20 protein-coding genes are annotated in these 20,016 nt (G+C 33.0%); 16 read left to right on the top strand and 4 right to left on the bottom strand.

Translation table 11 applies throughout. From position 1 onward, the window contains the following. Positions 1 to 36: 36 nt before the first annotated feature. From rpmB to rimO, 6 genes are all read left to right on the top strand, one after another. Positions 37 to 273 carry a 50S ribosomal protein L28 gene (gene rpmB / locus E9099_RS01740; protein WP_090839172.1) on the top strand — a complete coding sequence of 79 codons (237 nt, stop codon included), beginning with the start codon at positions 37 to 39 and terminating at the stop codon, positions 271 to 273. Between the two features lie 27 nt (positions 274 to 300). Further along, positions 301 to 483, top strand: a complete 183-nt coding sequence (gene rpmG / locus E9099_RS01735; protein ID WP_044399393.1) for a 50S ribosomal protein L33 — start codon at positions 301 to 303, stop codon at positions 481 to 483. Positions 484 to 518: 35 nt separating this feature from the next. Continuing rightward, a complete protein-coding gene (locus tag E9099_RS01730; RefSeq protein ID WP_101017841.1) occupies positions 519 to 671 on the top strand; it encodes a DUF4295 domain-containing protein in 153 nt (50 codons plus the stop codon). Positions 672 to 838: 167 nt separating this feature from the next. Beyond that, positions 839 to 1,813, top strand: coding sequence for a signal recognition particle-docking protein FtsY (ftsY, locus tag E9099_RS01725; RefSeq protein WP_136582024.1), 975 nt, complete (start codon positions 839 to 841; stop codon positions 1,811 to 1,813). Between the two features lie 83 nt (positions 1,814 to 1,896). After that, the gene (locus tag E9099_RS01720; RefSeq protein ID WP_136582023.1) at positions 1,897 to 3,546 is read left to right on the top strand and encodes an amidase family protein; all 1,650 of its coding nucleotides are present in this window, start codon (positions 1,897 to 1,899) and stop codon (positions 3,544 to 3,546) included. A gap of 314 nt (positions 3,547 to 3,860) precedes the next feature. Then, complete coding sequence (gene rimO / locus E9099_RS01715; protein ID WP_101017845.1) at positions 3,861 to 5,165, top strand: 30S ribosomal protein S12 methylthiotransferase RimO; 1,305 nt, start codon at positions 3,861 to 3,863, stop codon at positions 5,163 to 5,165. Positions 5,166 to 5,227: 62 nt separating this feature from the next. Here rimO and E9099_RS01710 read toward each other — a convergent pair whose 3' ends face one another. Then, the gene (locus tag E9099_RS01710) at positions 5,228 to 6,040 is read right to left on the bottom strand and encodes a VanW family protein (RefSeq protein ID WP_136582022.1); all 813 of its coding nucleotides are present in this window, start codon (positions 6,038 to 6,040) and stop codon (positions 5,228 to 5,230) included. Between the two features lie 309 nt (positions 6,041 to 6,349). On the opposite strand from E9099_RS01710, the gene E9099_RS01705 reads away from it, so the two are divergent. Both E9099_RS01705 and E9099_RS01700 read left to right on the top strand, forming a co-directional pair. After that, a complete protein-coding gene (locus E9099_RS01705; RefSeq protein WP_136582021.1) occupies positions 6,350 to 6,877 on the top strand; it encodes a DUF4878 domain-containing protein in 528 nt (175 codons plus the stop codon). Next, entirely contained in the window at positions 6,878 to 7,513 is a 636-nt protein-coding gene (locus E9099_RS01700) for a YiiX/YebB-like N1pC/P60 family cysteine hydrolase (protein ID WP_136582020.1), read from the top strand. A gap of 61 nt (positions 7,514 to 7,574) precedes the next feature. On the opposite strand, the gene E9099_RS01695 is transcribed toward E9099_RS01700, so the two are convergent. After that, positions 7,575 to 8,825 (bottom strand): carboxypeptidase-like regulatory domain-containing protein, encoded by a 1,251-nt coding sequence (locus tag E9099_RS01695; RefSeq protein ID WP_136582019.1) that lies wholly within the window; start codon positions 8,823 to 8,825, stop codon positions 7,575 to 7,577. 133 nt (positions 8,826 to 8,958) lie between these two features. On the opposite strand from E9099_RS01695, the gene bshC reads away from it, so the two are divergent. The 7 genes from bshC to E9099_RS01660 all read left to right on the top strand — a co-directional run bounded on the left by bshC (position 8,959) and on the right by E9099_RS01660 (position 17,624). Then, positions 8,959 to 10,560 (top strand): bacillithiol biosynthesis cysteine-adding enzyme BshC, encoded by a 1,602-nt coding sequence (gene bshC / locus E9099_RS01690; protein ID WP_136582018.1) that lies wholly within the window; start codon positions 8,959 to 8,961, stop codon positions 10,558 to 10,560. Between the two features lie 3 nt (positions 10,561 to 10,563). Beyond that, the gene (locus E9099_RS01685; protein WP_136582017.1) at positions 10,564 to 11,937 is read left to right on the top strand and encodes a pyridoxal phosphate-dependent decarboxylase family protein; all 1,374 of its coding nucleotides are present in this window, start codon (positions 10,564 to 10,566) and stop codon (positions 11,935 to 11,937) included. A 101-nt stretch (positions 11,938 to 12,038) separates the two neighbouring features. Beyond that, a complete protein-coding gene (locus E9099_RS01680; protein ID WP_136582016.1) occupies positions 12,039 to 13,100 on the top strand; it encodes a ThuA domain-containing protein in 1,062 nt (353 codons plus the stop codon). 91 nt (positions 13,101 to 13,191) lie between these two features. Next, positions 13,192 to 14,724, top strand: coding sequence for a glutamine-hydrolyzing GMP synthase (gene guaA / locus E9099_RS01675; RefSeq protein WP_136582015.1), 1,533 nt, complete (start codon positions 13,192 to 13,194; stop codon positions 14,722 to 14,724). Between the two features lie 145 nt (positions 14,725 to 14,869). Then, positions 14,870 to 16,813 (top strand): LysM peptidoglycan-binding domain-containing protein, encoded by a 1,944-nt coding sequence (locus E9099_RS01670; RefSeq protein ID WP_136582014.1) that lies wholly within the window; start codon positions 14,870 to 14,872, stop codon positions 16,811 to 16,813. An 83-nt stretch (positions 16,814 to 16,896) separates the two neighbouring features. After that, entirely contained in the window at positions 16,897 to 17,385 is a 489-nt protein-coding gene (locus E9099_RS01665) for a hypothetical protein (protein ID WP_205961014.1), read from the top strand. Positions 17,386 to 17,387: 2 nt separating this feature from the next. Beyond that, a complete protein-coding gene (locus E9099_RS01660) occupies positions 17,388 to 17,624 on the top strand; it encodes a DUF3820 family protein (RefSeq protein WP_101017856.1) in 237 nt (78 codons plus the stop codon). 45 nt (positions 17,625 to 17,669) lie between these two features. Here the strand turns inward: E9099_RS01660 and E9099_RS19600 are convergent, their stop codons facing one another. Together E9099_RS19600 and E9099_RS19735 are read right to left on the bottom strand one after the other, a co-directional pair. After that, positions 17,670 to 17,828: a DUF4269 domain-containing protein gene (locus E9099_RS19600; RefSeq protein WP_136582012.1), complete on the bottom strand. Its 159-nt coding sequence runs from the start codon at positions 17,826 to 17,828 to the stop codon at positions 17,670 to 17,672. Between the two features lie 49 nt (positions 17,829 to 17,877). Next, the gene (locus tag E9099_RS19735) at positions 17,878 to 17,976 is read right to left on the bottom strand and encodes a hypothetical protein (protein ID WP_410523979.1); all 99 of its coding nucleotides are present in this window, start codon (positions 17,974 to 17,976) and stop codon (positions 17,878 to 17,880) included. A 391-nt stretch (positions 17,977 to 18,367) separates the two neighbouring features. Here E9099_RS19735 and E9099_RS01645 point away from each other — a divergent pair, with 391 nt between their 5' ends. Beyond that, positions 18,368 to 19,984, top strand: a complete 1,617-nt coding sequence (locus E9099_RS01645) for a CTP synthase (RefSeq protein ID WP_136582011.1) — start codon at positions 18,368 to 18,370, stop codon at positions 19,982 to 19,984. Positions 19,985 to 20,016 lie beyond the last annotated feature (32 nt).

The raw sequence follows: 20,016 nt of genomic DNA, 5'->3' as shown, positions 1-20,016 counted from the left end.
TCGATTTTTAATAACATATTTTAAAGTTATAAAGTAATGTCAAGAGTTTGTGAACTTACAGGAAAGAAGGCAATGGTTGGAAACAACGTGTCTCACGCAAAGAATAGAACTAAGCGTACATTTGATGCTAATTTGATTAAAAAACGTTTTTATATTCCTGAAGAAGATAAGTGGGTAACTTTAAAAATATCTACATCAGCGTTAAAAACTATTAATAAAATCGGTATCTCTGCTACGTTAAAAAGAGCAAGAGCTAACGGATTTGTAAAATAATTGCCCAAAAGGTAAAGTATAATAATTATGGCAAAGAGAGGTAATAGAGTACAAGTAATATTAGAGTGCACAGAGCACAAGGAGTCTGGAAAGCCAGGAACGTCTCGTTATATTACAACGAAGAACAAAAAGAATACTCCAGATAGAATGGAAATTAAGAAATTCAATCCTATCTTGAAGAAAATGACCGTTCACAAAGAAATTAAATAATATTCCTTTAAAGGAATACTAAAACCATATAAGTCATGGCAAAGAAAACCGTAGCATCTTTACAGACGTCGTCTAAAAGATTATCAAAAGCAATAAAAATGGTGAAGTCTCCAAAAACAGGAGCTTACATGTTTGTGGAAGCAATCATGGCACCAGAATTTGTTAGCGATTTCATGAAAGACAAATAGTCTTCAGAAATTTACAGTATACAAAAGCTACTTTCTAATGGAGAGTGGCTTTTTTGTTGTTAAAATATTACGTTACTTTACATTGTCATACTATGACAATGTAGCAGACCTTTAAATTAGGCGCTATAATTGTAATAGGCTAATCAATAAAAACCAATAAAAAACAGATGAGTTTTTTTAAAAAAATATTTTCTTCAGAGAAAAAAGAAACCTTAGATAAAGGTTTAGAAAAATCAAGTACTAGTTTTTTAGGAAAACTAAGTAAAGCGGTAGCAGGGAAATCTAAGGTAGATGATGCAGTCTTAGATAACCTAGAAGAGATTTTAGTGTCTAGTGATGTTGGTGTTAGTACAACACTAAAAATTATTAACCGTATTGAAGATAGAGTTTCTAAGGACAAATATTTGGGTACTGACGAGCTTAATAAGATTTTGCGAGAAGAGATCGCAGGATTATTATCTGAAACCAACTCTGGTGAAGATACAGAATATAAAATTCCAGAATTACCAAAACAAGCCGATGGGTCAAAAACACCATATGTTTTAATGGTCGTTGGCGTTAATGGTGTTGGTAAAACGACAACCATTGGTAAATTAGCATATCAATTTAAAAAGCAGGGCTTAAAAGTTGTTCTAGGTGCAGCAGATACCTTTAGAGCGGCAGCAATTGATCAATTACAAGTATGGGCCGATCGTGTAGATGTACCTATGGTCCGTCAAGATATGGGATCAGATCCAGCATCTGTAGCTTTTGATGCATTAGAATCTGGTGTGACCCAAGACGCAGATGTTATTATAATTGATACGGCAGGACGTTTACATAACAAGATTAACTTAATGAACGAGTTAACCAAGGTTAAACGTGTTATGCAAAAAGTGATTGGGGACGCACCTCATGATGTTTTATTGGTTTTGGATGGTAGTACAGGTCAGAATGCTTTTGAACAAGCAAAGCAATTTACGGCAGCGACAGAAGTTACAACTTTGGCTGTTACTAAATTAGACGGTACAGCAAAAGGTGGTGTTGTTATTGGTATTAGTGACCAATTTCAGATACCTGTCAAGTATATTGGCGTAGGAGAGGGCATTGAAGACTTACAAGTGTTTAATAAATTCGAATTTGTAGATTCGTTCTTTAAATAAAAACAGAGACATAATATATATCTTAAAAGGAGTGCATTTTTTGCACTCCTTTTTTATTTTGTATTTTTAAGAAAAAATAGCACATGAAATTAGTTCAAGTCTTTTTCTTACTAATAATTCTAACGGGTTGTAAAAACAATAAGCAAACGGTAATTGCTGATATTGATACCGAAGCAGCTAGTGACATAGCAATCAAACCCTTTAGAGAGTTTAAGGTGTTGGACTCTAAATATTTGTCTAAAACTAAAATGTGGGAAGATTTAAATGTGCAATTAGAAGATTTTAACGAAGAAGACTACAATACTTTAAAACCATTAATTTTAGAGCAAGACATTCCAACTTTGCAACAGCATGTGACTAATGGTCTTTTGAGTTATGAAGTTTTAACTAAGTTTTATTTATTTAGGATCAGAAAATTTGATAGAGAAAATGAACTCTCATTAAATTCTGTAATAGCAATTAATCCTAATATTATTAAAGAAGCAAAACGTAAAGATAGTTTGCGTAGCACTTTAAGTGATACTAAAGAATTACAAGTATCACTTTTTGGAATGCCTATTTTATTGAAAGATAATATCAATACTGCTAATATGCCAACGACAGCAGGTGCGGTTGCACTTAAAGATAATACGACCCAAGATGCATTTATAGTTACTAAGCTTAAATCTAATAATGCTTTAATTTTAGGTAAAGCTAATTTAAGTGAGTGGGCCTATTTCTTTTGTGGAGACTGCCCAAGTGGTTATAGTGCTATTGGAGGGCAAACTTTAAATCCTTATGGTCGCAAAACTATAGATACAGGTGGTTCTAGTTCTGGAAGTGCAGTAGCAGTTGCAGCTAATTTTTGTGTCGCTGCAATTGGTAGCGAAACGTCAGGATCGATACTGTCCCCATCTAGCCAAAATTCGGTAGTGGGTTTAAAACCAAAAATAGGATTAGTTAGTCGTGGTGGTATTATTCCAATTTCATCGACATTAGATACTGGTGGGCCTATTGCTAAAAACGTTATGGATACGTCTATTGTATTAGATGCTATTTATGGCTATGATTCAGAAGATGCTAAATCTTTCAAATCAAAAGACTTAAAACAGGGCGATATTAATTATTCAAAGTTTAAAAATGCATCACTTAGAGGTAAAACATTTGGTGCTTTTAAGGCTTTGCTTGAAGATTCATTATATGTTAAAGCGATTTCAGAGTTAAAATTACAGGGAGCAACGATTATCGAGTTTGAACCTAAAGCGTATCAACTACCAGATTTTTTAAGGTTACTTAATTTAGATATGAAAAAAGATCTACCAGAATATTTTGCTAAATATGGAGCTCCCTCTTTAGGTTTAAAATCAGTGGAAGATGTTATGGCTTTTAATTTGCAAGATTCTATAAAAAGAATGCCTTACGGTCAAAACTTATTTAAAGGTATAGTGGCAGATACAGCGACGGAGAAGGAATTTATAGACATAAAAAAACAATTAAAAATTAATGGAACATCGTATTTTTATTCTGTAAAACAACAACACAATTTAGATGCTTTTCTATCAATAAATAATTATCATGCAGGATATGCAGCTGTAGCTGAAATTCCGGCAATTACAATCCCTATGGGATATGCTATAATGGGTGAGCCAAAAGGATTAACCATAATTGGCGATTCGGAAAAAGAAATATTGGAATATGCCTATTTGTACGAGCAAGCTTCTAAAAAAAGAATAGCACCTGTAAAATACGATTAGTCTATAACAGTCTTTTTGTGCTCCCAAAGTAAATTATCATAGTTTGATGCTCTTTCAATTTTGCTAAGTAGGAGAAGCATTGCTTCATATCTTTAAATTTATTGGAAGTAAATAAATAACATCGTAAGCAGATTGGGTAATAGAAACGCTTTCATTTTTAGAAGCAAAATTTATAATGCTTATAACTATTACACTAAAAAGAGAAGTGCATGTTGTAATGGTGTTGGTATTTCTATTTGACTAATATAAATCATAAGGGTTTAATATCTGATATATTAAAATTAGATAGTATCTTTGCAGTCCAAAAATGAGGTATGAGAACAAAGTCACTTAAAAAGAACAAAATCAACGTAATAACTTTAGGTTGTAGTAAAAACGTTTACGATAGCGAAGTCCTAATGGGACAATTAAAGGCTAACGGAAAAGAAGTTGTGCATGAAGAGGAAGGTAATGTCGTTGTGATTAATACGTGTGGTTTTATCAATAATGCCAAGGAGGAAAGCGTGAACACTATTTTAGAGTACATGCAAAAAAAGGAAGATGGAGAGGTTGATAAAGTATTTGTAACTGGTTGTTTAAGTGAACGATATAAGCCAGAATTACAAAAGGATATCCCTAATGTTGATCAGTATTTTGGAACTACAGAATTACCTGGACTACTTAAAGCTTTAGGTGCAGATTATAAACATGAGTTAATTGGAGAGCGTCTAACAACAACGCCAAAAAATTATGCGTATTTAAAGATCGCAGAAGGTTGTGATAGACCTTGTAGTTTTTGTGCAATTCCTATAATGAGAGGAAAACACAAATCGACACCAATCGAAAATTTAGTTATTGAAGCTGAAAAATTAGCAGCCAATGGTGTTAAAGAATTGATCTTAATTGCTCAAGATTTAACATACTACGGTTTAGATATTTATAAAAAACGTAACCTTGCAGAGTTACTTGAAAACTTAGTAAAAGTTGAAGGTATAGAGTGGATAAGATTACATTATGCATTTCCAACAGGTTTCCCGATGGATGTTTTAGATTTAATGAAACGCGAACCTAAAATTTGTAATTATCTAGATATTCCATTACAACATATTAGTGACGATTTATTAAAAAGTATGCGTCGTGGTACTACAAAGGCAAAAACAACTAAGCTAATAGAAGAGTTTAGAGCTATAGTTCCAGAAATGACTATCAGAACGACATTAATTGTTGGGTATCCAGGTGAAACGGAAGCACATTTTCAAGAGTTAAAACAATGGGTTAAAGACATGCGTTTTGAGCGTTTAGGATGCTTTACGTATTCTCATGAAGAAAACACACATGCTTATAAATTAGAGGATGATGTGCCACAAGAGGTGAAGCAAGATAGAGCGAACCAAATTATGGAAATTCAATCTCAAATTTCTTGGGAATTAAATCAAGAAAAAATTGGAGAGACCTTTAATGTCGTTATCGATCGTAAAGAAGGCACATATTTTGTTGGTCGTACGGAATTTGATAGTCCAGATGTAGATAACGAAGTGTTAATTGATGCTACCGAGACGTATTTAAAAACTGGAGAGTATTATAATATTAAAGTTACAGAAGCTGAAGACTTTGACTTGTACGGAGAATTAGTTAAGTAATTTTTATTTAAATAAAGTATACGCACTAATGATTGTAATAGCGCGTATACTTTATATTTTGTTTACTTAGTTTTCTCGCTAAGAAAAGGATCATACATCATGATAGCATGGTTTTCTACGATCATTTTCTCTGTTATAGAATGTGGAGATGTAATAATTTTAAAAATCTGATTATGTCTGGAGTAACCACCCCAAAATTGTTGTTTAATTTGATGGTTTCTTTCTTCAACTTTAAAAGAGTCTTCTAGTTTGTCTTTTGAAAATAATTCACCATTTAAATGCGTGTCATCCATCCATAACTTGATAACAAAACTATTTTTTGTTTCATTTTTAATCTGCAAATCTATATAGTTATAAGATAAAGTGGCTCCAGCTCCAAAAGGGACTTTCCTATTGATATCAGGAAAAACATCAAACCCATGTCTATAACGTTCTTTCACAGTTAATGGACTATGTGCAAAAATCCAAAATAAAAGATTTCCAAGTTGGCAAAGTCCGCCTCCTGTATCTTTATCAATTTTCCCACTCTTTAAAACTAATCCTTCTAAATAGCCTTTTCTTTTAGTAGGTCTACCAACTAGTTTCCACAGCGAAAAGTATTCATTAGGTTTAATTTCTATGTCATTTAAATGTTGGATGGCAATTTTAAGATTGGTCCTTTTATTTTCTTGAAGATACATGTCCACATCTTTCAATGGTCTCAAAACTAAAGAGCTATGTTTAAATACGGAATGATTGCAATCCGAAGTTAAAGATTGTTTTGAATAGGTTTTGTCAGAAAAGAACCAATCCCATTGTCGTTTAAGAATAAAGTATTCTTTCCCTAAAACTTGTCTTAATTGACCTCTTTCTATTGGTTTTTTTATTTCGTTCAAATTTGGTTTTTATTTATTTGGCAATGATTTGTTCTTGGTTTTTAATTCATTTTATCTACATAACGGTAACATAATACAATTTAAAACTATAGATAATTAAATATCTAGCGTTAAATTTAATTTATTCGAACTTATAAATAATCGATGTATAGCTTAAAACGTATTCGATTTAATGTTAAGCGGGTTTCTTGTTATAGCAGTTGTGATTGGTGTTTACACACAATTTTTATCATTGAATGATTTTAAATAAGATTTGTTTATAACCTCTAATAAAGTATATTTACAAAATATAATAAAAACCAATCAATAATGAAAACACAAATTTTAAAAACAATTCTAGTCTCATGCTTTTTTATGTTAACTGCCTGTGGAGGAGGTGGACCTGAAGGTGCAACAATAAAATTTTTAGAGAGTATGTACTCAGGAGATTTTAAAACGGCTAAAGAATATGCAACTACAGATACTAAATCAATGTTATCTATGTTAGAGTCTTTTGGGGCAAAAGATCAGTTTGCTGAAAAAATGGGAGAAGCAGATATGGATTTTGAAGTTGTGGAAACTAAAATTGATGGTGATAAAGCTGTTTGTACTGTAAAAATGACAAGTGGTAAAGAAGAAGGTGATCAAAACATGCCAATTAATCTTGAAAAAGTAGACGGAAAATGGTTAGTGAGCATGGATAAAGAGTCTATGAATAAAGAAGGTATGGGGAATCAGAGTAAAGAAACAGGTAACCCTGATTTAAATTCTGATGATGATATGGATTCTGATAATGACACGGAAGAAGAAACTATAGAAGAAGAAGTTATAGAGGAAGAAACTGAAGTTCAAGAGTAAATGTTAAAAATAACTATTAAAATTATACTAGTTGTTAGTATTCTTTTTTTAGCATATAGATTTTTAAAAGACGATTCAAACCGACCGTATGAATCGTCTTTTTTGTATAAATTAAATGCTAAGGAAAAGGCTAAACTCCAAAATGGTGACATTATTTTACGTCGCGGTTATGGTTTAGTCAGTACCATGATTTTAAAAATGATGAACGAGGATTATGATGTGACACACTTAGGGATGGTGGTTCGACAAAATGATACTTTAAAAATAGCACATGCATTATCTAGTAGTGTATCTAATCAAGACGGCTTGCGTTTACAAGCCATAGATTCCTTTGTACATAATTCTCATGATCGTACAATATTAGTGACCCGATTAAAAAATATAGATTCGGTAAAACAGCAAAAAGTGATAAGTCAAATCGATTATTACTATAAAAAGCAATTACCTTTTGATCATAGTTTTAATTATAAAGACACAACAGAGCATTATTGTTCTGAGTTAATATGGCGTATTTACGAGCATAATCTTAAAATATTAAAAGTGTCTGATACCTTGACTGATGAGGAGAAATACAATACACTTCGGACGTTTTACGATCCTAATTATTTTGATATTATAATCAATCATCAACAATAATAAAGTCCCGATTTCTAAAAATATTGACTGAACAGAAAGAGTAGGACTAAAAAGTAGTCTGTTATTCTTTTTTTAATTGCTTGCTAATTTTATTAATCGCATTTTCAATTGATTTTTCAGGCTCAATAATATTATAGGCACCCCAAAAATCTGGATCAGAAAAACCGGAGGCTTTATTTTGTAAAATTGAATTTGGTCGTAATTTTTGTGTCTTAGTTTTTACTGTTTTTTCGTTGATTTCCCAATCTGTTATTGCCATTTCACTTTGCAGAGTATACTTACTATTAAACCAGCGGTTTTTCCAATTGACTTTAAAAGTCAATAATATATTACTGTATGCATAATACCATTTACCATCTTTGGTTCTATAGTTTACACGGTAAAAAGCTTCAGTGGGATACACTTTAGCAGTTAATGGTTTTTTCCTAACAAAAAGCTTTGTCGCTTCTTCTCTGTTTTCAACATTTAAATTATAACTAGCACTAGTGAGAGCATTGGTTTGCGCATCGATATACAACGCTCCATAATACATTGGGCTGCTTATATTTTTCTTTTGGATAAAGTTAACCACATAAATTAGCCTATTATCAATTTGTGTAGAACGCCCAAAGGTAAAGTCATAGTTGGCTATCGTACTATTGTTAAAAATAAACTTAGGATATTTAATCATATCTGTATATAAACTACTAAAAGGACCGCCTTGTAATTTTAAGGCAAGGGTATCTAGTCTAGCGTAATTGGTGTTTTTCCTTGCTTTAATAAGGGTGATCTCGTCACTTTTATTGGTCGTGTAGGATTGTTTTTTTATTGTGACTAAAGCTTCCGATAGTGACGCATTCCTATTTCTTTTTTTTATGGTTTCTCTATAAAATCCAGTCATAAAAATAGTTTCATTAAAATAATTGTCTCCTTTTAAGGCAAATGTTTTTTTTACTAAAGCAGCTGCGTCTTGTGGAGTAACTAAATCTATTTCGGCGAGTACTGTTGGTGCTTGTTCTAAATAAATTGTAGTGTTAGTTTTTAAATCTAATAATTTAAATTCTAGTTTTTGATAGCCTAAATATGACACCATCACGCTATTGTTTCTAAGATTTTCAGGCACTTTAAGACTAAACTCACCTTCACTATTAGAAACCGTACTTATATTAGAATTTGTTATTGTTAAGTCGGCTAGAGCAAGGGGTTTGTTAGTGTTTTTGTCTAATATTTGACCTTTAAATTCTTGGGTGTTTTGTGCAAAAGTAAAGACGCAACTTATTAAAATTAACAAAGTGACTGTTAGTTTTAAATTTTTATTAACTATTTGATTCATGACTATAATTGTGTTAAGGGTTCACTGTTTCAATTTAATCAAAAGTAGACACTTTTCTGTAAGGATTTATGTTAATTTTAAGACATACTAAAGCGCAAACTGCCTTATCTTTACGCAAGATTTATCTGTAACTATGCCAACACACTGTATTTCATTTAAAGACACTGGATATTTTTCTCAATTAATTTGCGATTATTTAGCTGAAGCTAAAACGTTAAAACCGTTTTATAATAGGTTTCCTAATATTCAGAATTTTAAAGCCCAAATCAAAGAAAAGCAAGAGTCGTTTAATAATGACAATAGAAATGTATTAGTTAATGCACTTGAAGAACAATACAAACTACTTGACACGTCAGATGCAACAGACACTAATATTAAGTTACTAGCAGATAGTAAAACATTTACCATTACGACAGGACACCAGCTTAACTTATTTACTGGTCCGTTATATTTTTTACATAAAATTATTTCGACCATAAACCTGACTAAGGAATTAAAGGTCGCTTATCCAGAGTATAATTTTGTGCCTATCTATTGGATGGCATCGGAGGATCACGATTTTGAAGAAATCAATTATTTTAATTTCAGAGGTAAAAAGATACGTTGGAATAAAAAAGCGTCGGGAGCAGTTGGGGAGTTAGATACAGAAGGTTTAAAAGAGGTTTTTGAATTATTTACTAAAGAGCTAGGTATTGGTACTAATGCTAAATATTTAAAAGGACTTTTTGAAAACGCCTATTTAAAACACGATAATTTAGCCGAGGCCACACATTATTTAGCCAATGAGTTGTTTGGCGAGCAAGGTTTAGTAATTATCGATGCTAATAAAAAAGCATTAAAACAACTGTTTATTCCGCAAATCAAAACAGAGTTATTCAATAACACATCTTTTGAAGCTGTAACTAAAACTTCAAAACAATTAAGTCAAGTTTCTGATAACTATAACATACAAGTTAACCCAAGGGAGATTAACTTATTTTATATTACAAAAGGCGTCAGAGAGCGCATTGTTTTTGAAAACAATACCTATAAAGCTTTAAATACAACTGTTGTTTGGAATAAAGACGAGATAGAAAAAGAAGTCCAGGACCATCCAGAACGTTTTAGTCCAAATGTAATTATGCGTCCATTATACCAGGAGGTTATATTACCAAATTTGTGCTATATTGGTGGTGGTGGAGAGCTAGCGTATTGGTTTCAATTACAAACTAATTTTGAAGCTAATCAGGTGACGTTCCCAATCTTATTATTACGGAATTCCGTTTTAATAAAAACAAAACAACAAACCGAAAAACTAGATAAATTAGGGATTTCTGATAAAGATTTATTCTTGAAACGGAATAGCTTTATTAACAAAAAGGTAAGAGAGATTTCAAATATAGATATCGATTTCTCTGAACAAATCAAGCATTTAAAAGCGCAGTTTAAGGACTTGTACTTGTTAGCAGAACAAACAGATCAGTCTTTTGTTGGTGCGGTAGCATCGCAAGAAAAGAAACAAATCAATGGATTAGAACATTTAGAAAAACGTTTGCTTACGGCGCAGAAACGTAAATTAAAGGATCAAGTTGCCCGTATGACTGCTTTACAATACCAATTGTTTCCTAATTATAGTTTGCAAGAACGCAATACCAATTTTTCAGAATTATATTTAGAATTTGGTTCGGAATTAATACCTCATTTAATTAAAAATTTGAAACCTTTGCAAGGTCAATTTTTAATTGTTGAATTATAAGTTATGCATAAGATAGATTTAGATTTAGTCGAAATGACGCTAGACGTCATGAAATATACTATTGATCGTATTTCAAAAACGGAAGATGTTATAGGTAAACCACAAAAAGCGGAAACATTAAAAGCCTTAGTGGGAGAAACGGTAACAGATAAAGGTATTGGAGGAGAGGTCGCTTTTAATCTATGGAAGCAACATTTAATGCATGCAAACGTAAAAATTGACCATCCACGTCATTTAGCATTTGTACCAGCAGCACCAACCAGAGCCTCTATTTTATTTGATTTAGTAACATCCGCATCAAGTATTCATGGTGCGTATTGGATGGAAGGAGCAGGAGGGATTTTTTGTGAGAACGAAGCTATGAAATGGATCGTATCACTAACAGGATTACCTCAAGGCGCATTCGGTGTTTTTACAAGCGGTGGTACGGCTGCAAACTTATCAGCAATTGTTACTGCACGTGAGTATTGGAGAAGTTTAAACGACGAGAATAAAAATAGAAAAGGTTTAATAATCACATCTATCGGAGCACACTCCTCAATAAAAGCAATGGCTAAAGTGGTTGATGTAGATGTGTTATTAGTAGATACAGAAGACCGTTTAAAAGGATCTGCATTACAGCAAACCATAGACGGTTTAACAGTACACCAGAAAGAGCGTTTATTTGCAGTAGTAGCTACAGGAGGAACAACTAATGCTGGTATTATTGATGACTTAGAAGGGATTGCAGCGATTTGCGAGACAGAACACTTATGGTTGCACGTCGATGCAGCTTATGGTGGAGGAGCATTAGCAGCAGATTCTGTTAGGCATTTATTTAAGGGGATTGAAAAAGCGGACAGTATTACTATCGATCCACATAAGTGGATGTTTTCACCGTATGATTGTGGTGCTGTAATATACAAGCAGCCAGAATTAGCTAAAAAAGCACACTCGCAAGAAGGCTCGTACCTAGATATTTTTAAAGACGAAGGTGCACATGGTTTTAATCCAACAGATTACCAAATACAATTAACACGTCGTGTACGCGGGTTACCTTTGTGGTTTAGTCTAGCCACTCACGGTACGGATAGATACAAGGAAGCAGTAGAAAGAGGTTTGGAACTAGCAACCATTGCAGGACAATTAATAAAAGAGATGGATCATGTTGAGTTGGTTAGGGAGCCGAGTTTGTCATGTGTGTTATACAGACGTAAAGGATGGTCGCCAGACGACTACAGAGACTGGACATTTGCTAACCACGACAAAGGATTTGCATTAGTAACACCAACCAAATGGAAAACAGGAGAAAGTTTTGAAACTGTATCTCGTTTTTGCTTTATAAACCCCGATACAACAGAGCAAGATATTAAGGCTATTTTGGAGTCTATGGCATAGTATTTATAATTCGTTTAAAATAAGACAGTGGATTATTGCATTCGAAAAAATCCATTAGAGCGTAATTGGCGTATATTAATTGGATTTTAATCAATATTAGTATGAAGCAATTATTTACGCTTTCAATTTTTCTTATTTCATTTTTAAATTTTTCTCAAACTAAAAACCTTTTAGTTTTTCATGAAACCAATGGTTATAGGCATACGCAAGCTATAGAGGCTGGTATTGCTATGTTTCAAGAATTTGCTTCTGATAATGGGTTTACAGTTATAGATTCTCAGGATTCTAGTGTGTTTTCAGAGTCTAATTTTTCAACTAATTATGATGCGGTAGTCTTTTTAAATACTTCAGGAAATGATTTATTAACTGTAGAAGAAAAAGTTGGTTTAGAAAATTTTATAGCTAGTGGAAAAGGATTTATTGGTATTCATGCAGCAACGGATACGTATGTAGATGGCAGTTGGGATTTTTATAATCAACTTGTCGGCGGTATTGTACAAACAGGTCCAAATCATACCAGTAATAATTATAATGCGGACATGACGGTTGTAGAAAGTCATGAGATTATCGATTTTTTAGGTCCAGTCGAAACGGTTTGGAATAAAAATGAAGAATATTATTATTGGGAATTGAATGGAGGACAATTAAGTACTGATAATACAGTCTTGCTAGAGGTTGAACAAACGGGAAGTAATAGTTATGATTTGGCTAGGCCAATAACGTGGTATAAAGAAGCAATAACTTATGATGATAATGGTGTCAGTACTAATTTATCAGGAATACGATCTTTTTATACTGCTTTAGGGCATTTTGGAAATAATTATTCTGATACTAGTAATTTTAGAACTATGCTAGAAAATGCGACGCTATGGGCTTTGGGCGAAAATACTTTGAGTATTCAAGCTATTAGTAAACCATTATTTACAATCGCTCCAAATCCAGTACAATCGCAAACGTCTATTTATTTTGAAAATGCAACAGGAACTGTAGGTCTTAAATTATATAATATTTTAGGAAAAGAAGTGCTTTCAAAAACAATACAACCATTACAGTTTAATGGTAGTGGTTATAGCTTGGATTTGTCAAGTTTTGATGCCGGGATTTATCTTCTGAAAATGACAACACAAACCGCTCAAAAAAGTATAAAGTTGGTCAAAATTTAATTTTTTGTTCGTTGTTTTTTTTTGTTGAAAAAAATGAATAAAAATTCACGTTTAGAATTAGTAATTTTCAAAGCAATTAGTATTTTTGTGCATGCAACACGACAAAGTACTTATTTTAGATTTCGGATCGCAATACACACAACTAATTGCGCGCAGAGTTAGAGAGCTTAACATCTATTCCGAAATACACCCATTTAATAAACCACCAAAAAACGTAGACGATTACAAAGCAGTAATACTTTCTGGTAGTCCAATGTCTGTAAGATCAGAAGATGCTTTTCATCCTGACTTATCAGAGATTAGAGGCAAAAAGCCAATGCTTGCTGTTTGTTACGGTGCACAATATTTAGCACATTTTTCTGGAGGTGAAGTCGCCGAATCAAACACACGCGAATACGGACGTGCCAACTTGAGTTTTGTGGAAGAGGATGCCTTTTTCAAAAACATAACAGTAGGTAGTCAGGTGTGGATGAGTCATAGTGATACGATTAAAAATTTACCAACAAATGGTAAATTATTAGCCAGTACACATGATGTGAAAAATGCAGCTTTTAAAATTGAAGGAGAATCAACTTACGCGATTCAATTTCATCCAGAAGTATACCATTCTAAAGATGGAAAACAATTATTAGAAAACTTTTTAGTCGCTATAGCAAATGTAAATCCAGATTGGACACCAAATGCATTTGTACAAGAAACGGTGGACGACTTACAAGAAAAACTAGGAGACGATAAAGTTGTTCTAGGCTTATCAGGTGGAGTAGACTCGTCAGTAGCAGCCATGTTACTGCACAAAGCAATAGGTAAAAATCTATATTGCATATTTGTAAATAACGGCTTATTACGTAAAAATGAATTCACGGAAGTATTAGAACAATACAAAGGGATGGGCTTAAATGTAAAAGGTGTAGACGCTTCGGCACGCTTTTTGGATGCCTTAGCAGGACTGAGCGATCCAGAAAAAAAGCGTAAAGCCATAGGTAATGCTTTTATCGAGGTGTTTGACCAAGAAGCAAATCTAATCGAAGATGTAAAATGGTTAGCACAAGGGACTATTTATCCGGATGTGATAGAAAGTGTAAGTGCAACGGGAGGACCAAGTGCAACAATAAAAAGTCATCATAATGTAGGTGGATTACCAGACTACATGAAATTAAAAATTGTAGAGCCACTTCGCGCGTTGTTTAAGGACGAAGTAAGACGTGTCGGTGCAAGTATGGGTATGGATAAAGACCTTTTAGGACGTCATCCATTTCCAGGACCAGGTTTAGCAATCAGAATTTTAGGAGACATCACAGCAGAGAAAGTGCAAATTTTACAAGATGTAGACGCTGTATTTATTAACGGCTTACGCGACGCAGGATTATACGATAAAGTATGGCAAGCAGGTGCTATTTTACTACCAGTAAATAGTGTAGGAGTAATGGGAGACGAGCGTACTTATGAGAAATGTGTCGCATTAAGAGCTGTGGAAAGCACCGATGGTATGACTGCTGACTGGGTAAATTTACCATACGAGTTTTTACAAAAAACAAGTAATGATATAATAAATAAAGTAAAAGGCGTTAATAGAGTAGTATATGACATTAGTAGTAAGCCACCAGCAACAATAGAGTGGGAATAAAAAAAGGCTTATAATAATCAAAGTAAATTTAGGGCGTTACCACAAGGGTCGCGTTTTTCATTATATCTTTTTTTTGCCATATATGGCAGCAAAAAAAAGGATGCCATTACAACCGCTAACGCAGTTTGAAACGTATAAATAACATATGAGAAAATTAATATATATCTTAAGTCTAGTCGCATTGTTCGGCTGTGTTTCCGCGAAAGCGCAGAACTACAAGACGCACAAAGTACAAGTAGGAGAAACTATAGAGCAGATTGCCACTAAATATAGTGTTACAAAATCACAGATTTATGCTTTAAATCCAGATGCTAGAAAGGATATTAAACCAGATTCGGTTTTAATAATTCCAAACGATTCAGTTGTTCCTAATAGACCTTCTGTTTCAGAAGTTAAAGCTTTAGAAGGGTTTAAAAAGCATAAAGTAAAGCGTAAGGAAACGCTTTATAGTTTAGCTAAAAAGTATAATGTAGACCAAGAGGATATTAAAAAGCATAATCCAGATTTATACGCTAATAACTTGCGTAAGGGCGATAAGATTAAAATTCCTATTTACAAAGTGACTAAGGAAGTGGTCGAGGCAGAAGGAGTAACAACGTCTTACACCGTTAAACCTAAAGAAGGTAAATGGCGTATAGCGTATCAATACGGAATTACGGTTCAGGAGTTAGAATCTTTAAATCCTGATATGGAAGACGTTTTACAACCAGGATCTGTTATTACAGTGCCTAATTTAAAGGTTGAAGAAGTTAAAGATTTTGACGAAAAATATAGCTATCATACCGTTTTAAAATCAGAAGGTTTTTATAGATTAAAAGTAAAAACAGGTTTGACTCAAGAGGAGTTAGAAAAGTTAAATCCAGACTTATTAACTACAGGTTTAAAGGAAGGTATGGTTTTAAAAATACCATATGATGCTAATATAAGGTCCATCAACGAAGGTTCTGGACCTTTAACTATCGGAGAGGATTTACCTTCTTCAGATTTGACCTCTCGTGATTTGGATTCAGAAACTAAGCATATAGCAATAATGCTACCGTTTAAGTTAAATGAAATTAATTCGGAATCTGCTTATGATACTAAAAAGTTTATTACAGATGATCCTTATTCCAGTATATCGTTAGATTTTTATTCTGGTGTTAAAATTGCTTTAGATAGCTTATCAACTTTGGGTGTTAACTTAAAAGTAGATGTATATGATACAGAAAACAGAGAAAGTCAGGTAACCTCTTTATTGCAGTCAAATGCTTTTGATGATGTACATGCGGTTATAGGACCTATAATGCCAAAATTATTTAATATAGCATCGGCCTCTTTAAAAAGCAAAAACATTCCTTTAATTTCTCCAATTACAAAGACGATTAATTTAAGTGATAATGTGTTTCAATCAATACCATCAGAAGATTTAATAGAACAAGCATTACTTAATTATTTTAAAGCAGATAGTACCGCAAATTTTATTATCATTTCTGATATGAAAAATAAAGAGAGAGCTACAGAGCTTAAAAAAACATTTCCTAAAGCCGCTTTGGTAATGTCTAGGAAAGTTAAGAAAACAGGGGCCGATTCGTATTATATTTTAGATGGTGATATGGTTCGTGTGTTAAAATCAGGTAAAAATGTAGTGTTTTTAGAAACTGCTAATCCAGGATTTATATCTAATGTCTCTAGTATTTTAAATTCTAAAATTAAACCAAATATTGAAATTGTTTTAACAACTTCAGATAAAAACAAGGCATTTGAGGATGATGAGGTTAGAAATACGCATTTATCTAATTTAAGTTTTACTTACGGATCTATTAATAAGTCATTTAGTGAGGATGATAATAATAGTTTTGGTAAACGTTACAAGGCATTGTATAGTGAAACACCAAACAAGTATGCTGTTAGAGGATTTGATTTGACAATGGATGTAGTACTAAGATTGGTAACATCAGAGGATTTATATTTGTCAGCAATCGAATCTCCATTAACGACTTATGTTGAAAATAAATTTGCTTATAAAAAGAAATTGTTCGGAGGATATTTTAATAACACTGTTTATTTAGTGAAGTATCAAGACTTGAAGGTAGTCGAAGTAGAAAAATAATAGACAACAGGTTAACGTTTTTCAGGTGTATGCTAAAGTATCTATTTATGTGCGTTGGGTTTTTCTTATTGCAAAGCGATGCGATGGAAGAATTAGAATGGAATGCAAATTATAAATTAGCTTGGCATGATTTTAAGGGACAACCTAATCCAGAAGCAGCTGCGGTTGCGGTAACAGCATCGGGTATTACCTTTAGCTACTCATTACAACGACGAAATAAAAAAATAGAAGGCTTTAAAACTGTAATTAAAGCCTTTTTTTATCCAGAGCATTCCTGGTATAAGGCGGAAAAAGTTAATACACATGTTTTAGGACATGAGCAACTTCATTTTGATATAACCGAGTTGCATGCTAGACTATTTAGGCAGCGTATAACAAAGGTTGTGCTTAGCGACAGTTTAGCTCAGATATTTCAAGAGATGCATGCTGCTATTGATCGTGAATTAGCGGATATGCAGCATAATTACGATAGTGAAAGTGCGTATTCTATTAATGTTGAAGGACAAAAAAAATGGAAAGATAGTATTGCTATCCGACTAAAAGCGCTTGATAAATTTAAATCCAAAGGATAATTTTGCTACAACCAGATAAAGAGTTTCTAATTAAATTGGCACACACTAAAATGCCATTCGGGAAATATAAGGACCGTTTTTTAATAGATTTACCAGAATATTACGTGGTTTGGTATCACAACAAAGGCTTCCCAAAAGGAAAACTAGGAGAGATGCTAGATACTATTTATACCGTTAAACTTAACGGGTTGGAAGATTTGATTAGAAATATTAAGAAACAGTATCCAAAACCTAGGTAAGTGATGTCTTAGGTAGTTATTTTTTTTTTGATATTCATTTTGATATTAGTTTTCCAACTTAAATAATTCAAGATAAGGATCTCCGTGCACTCCTAGTAATTGAGCAAATGTAGTTTCGGTTTTTATTCCATTAGATTTTAAGTTTTTGTTTCTTTGCTTAAACTCAACATTCTTTTCTTTTAAAATTTGATATTCAACAATCATATGTCGATGGGCATTTTGTTTTTCAGTTTTAAATTCTCCAATAGTTGATTCAATTCCATTTTGTTAAATAGACTTTAAAATTTTTTTCGTGTGAAAAATTTTTGAAGAAATAACGTTGCAATGTATTATTATTTTCACATTGACAGATTGTATCTAAATCGCTTTCAGGTAAGTCTATTTCGATTGGAATAGTTCCAGTTAGTATCGTAATGTTTTAGCTTGTTTAAAATTTTTAACTTCTTTGTTTCTGAAAAAGCAAGTCTTTGTCTTTCGTTACCGTTTCTAAATAGGCGATATTTTGAAAGTCGATAAGCACGTTTTTGTTTTTTTTGTCTAAGGGTTATTTTTTTTTGATATTACGTTTGCAATACTATATATCAAGTATCAAACGAAGTTAACTCAAATAAACAAGAAAATTAAAGCTGTTATTGAGCTAGTCGTCGTTTAAAAGCGGATTCCAAATTCTTCCAAAAATAAAACGGTAAACAGGTTTAGTTTCAACTAAAAACCATAAATTTGCAAGCGTTTAACAACGCAACATGACATCAGAAACTAAGTACATATTTGTAACGGGAGGAGTAACCTCTTCTCTAGGAAAAGGAATTATAGCAGCATCTCTTGCTAAGCTACTTCAAGCGCAAGGTTACAGAACCACAATCCAGAAATTAGACCCTTATATTAACGTCGATCCAGGGACGTTAAATCCATACGAACATGGCGAATGCTATGTGACTGACGATGGTGCAGAAACAGATTTAGATCTTGGACATTACGAGCGTTTTTTAAACGTACCAACTAGTCAAGCTAATAATGTGACGACTGGACGTATCTACCAAAGTGTAATACAAAAGGAACGTAGAGGTGAGTTTTTAGGAAAAACGGTACAGGTTATTCCACATATTACCGACGAAATTAAACATAGAATCCAAATTTTAGGTAATTCTGGTGATTATGATATCGTAATTACTGAAATTGGTGGAACTGTAGGAGATATTGAGTCTTTACCATACATAGAAGCCGTAAGACAACTTAAATGGGATTTAGGGGATAATAACGCATTAGTGATTCACTTAACGTTAATTCCGTATTTAACAGCAGCTGGAGAACTTAAAACAAAACCAACCCAACACAGTGTAAAAACATTGATGGAAAGTGGGGTACAGGCAGATATATTAGTGTGTCGTACGGAACATGAGTTACCATCAGATTTAAAACGTAAACTAGCATTATTCTGTAATGTTAGAGAAGATGCTATTATACAATCTATTGATGCTTCAACAATTTATGATGTGCCAAATATGATGTTAGATGAAGGCTTGGATAAAGTAGTGCTTAAAAAACTAGCTTTAAACAGTGCTGTTCCTGATTTAACCACATGGAATCAGTTTGTACAACGTCATAAAAATCCAAAATCAGAAATTACGATTGGATTAATTGGTAAATATGTCGAGTTACAAGATTCTTATAAATCAATTTTAGAAGCTTTTATTCATGCAGGTGCAGAAAATGAAGTGAAGGTAAATGTAGAGTCTGTACATTCGGAATATTTGAATGCCGATAATATAAAAATGAAATTATCTCATTTAGATGGGGTTTTAGTGGCGCCAGGTTTTGGAGAGCGCGGTATTGAAGGTAAAATAACAGCGATTAAATATGTGCGTGAAAATAATATTCCGTTTTTAGGAATTTGTTTAGGAATGCAAATGGCGGTTATTGAGTTTTGTCGTAACGTGATTGGATTAGCAGATGCTAACTCTACAGAGATGGATCCTGAGACTACAAATCCGGTGATTGACATCATGGAAGATCAGAAAAACATTACGGATATGGGAGGGACGATGCGTCTTGGTGCTTGGGATTGCCATATCGAAAAGGACTCGATTGCCTATAAGGTATATAATACACAAGATATAAAAGAACGTCACAGACATAGATACGAGTTTAATGGTACTTATAAAGCGCAGGTAGAAGCTGCTGGTTTAAAAGCTACCGGATATAATCCAGATACTAAATTAGTCGAAATCGTAGAGAATCCTGCTCACCCTTGGTTTGTTGCGGTACAATATCATCCTGAATATAAAAGTACAGTAGCTAATCCACATCCTTTATTCGTGGCATTTGTAAAAGCAGGTTTAAAACACAGTAAGAAAAAATAAGTGTCAATTTGACACCTATTTAAAAGTGGTCG

This window comes from Psychroserpens sp. NJDZ02, assembly GCF_004843725.1.
Taxonomy (GTDB): domain Bacteria; phylum Bacteroidota; class Bacteroidia; order Flavobacteriales; family Flavobacteriaceae; genus Olleya.
This window is presented reverse-complemented; position numbering and strand designations above follow the sequence as displayed.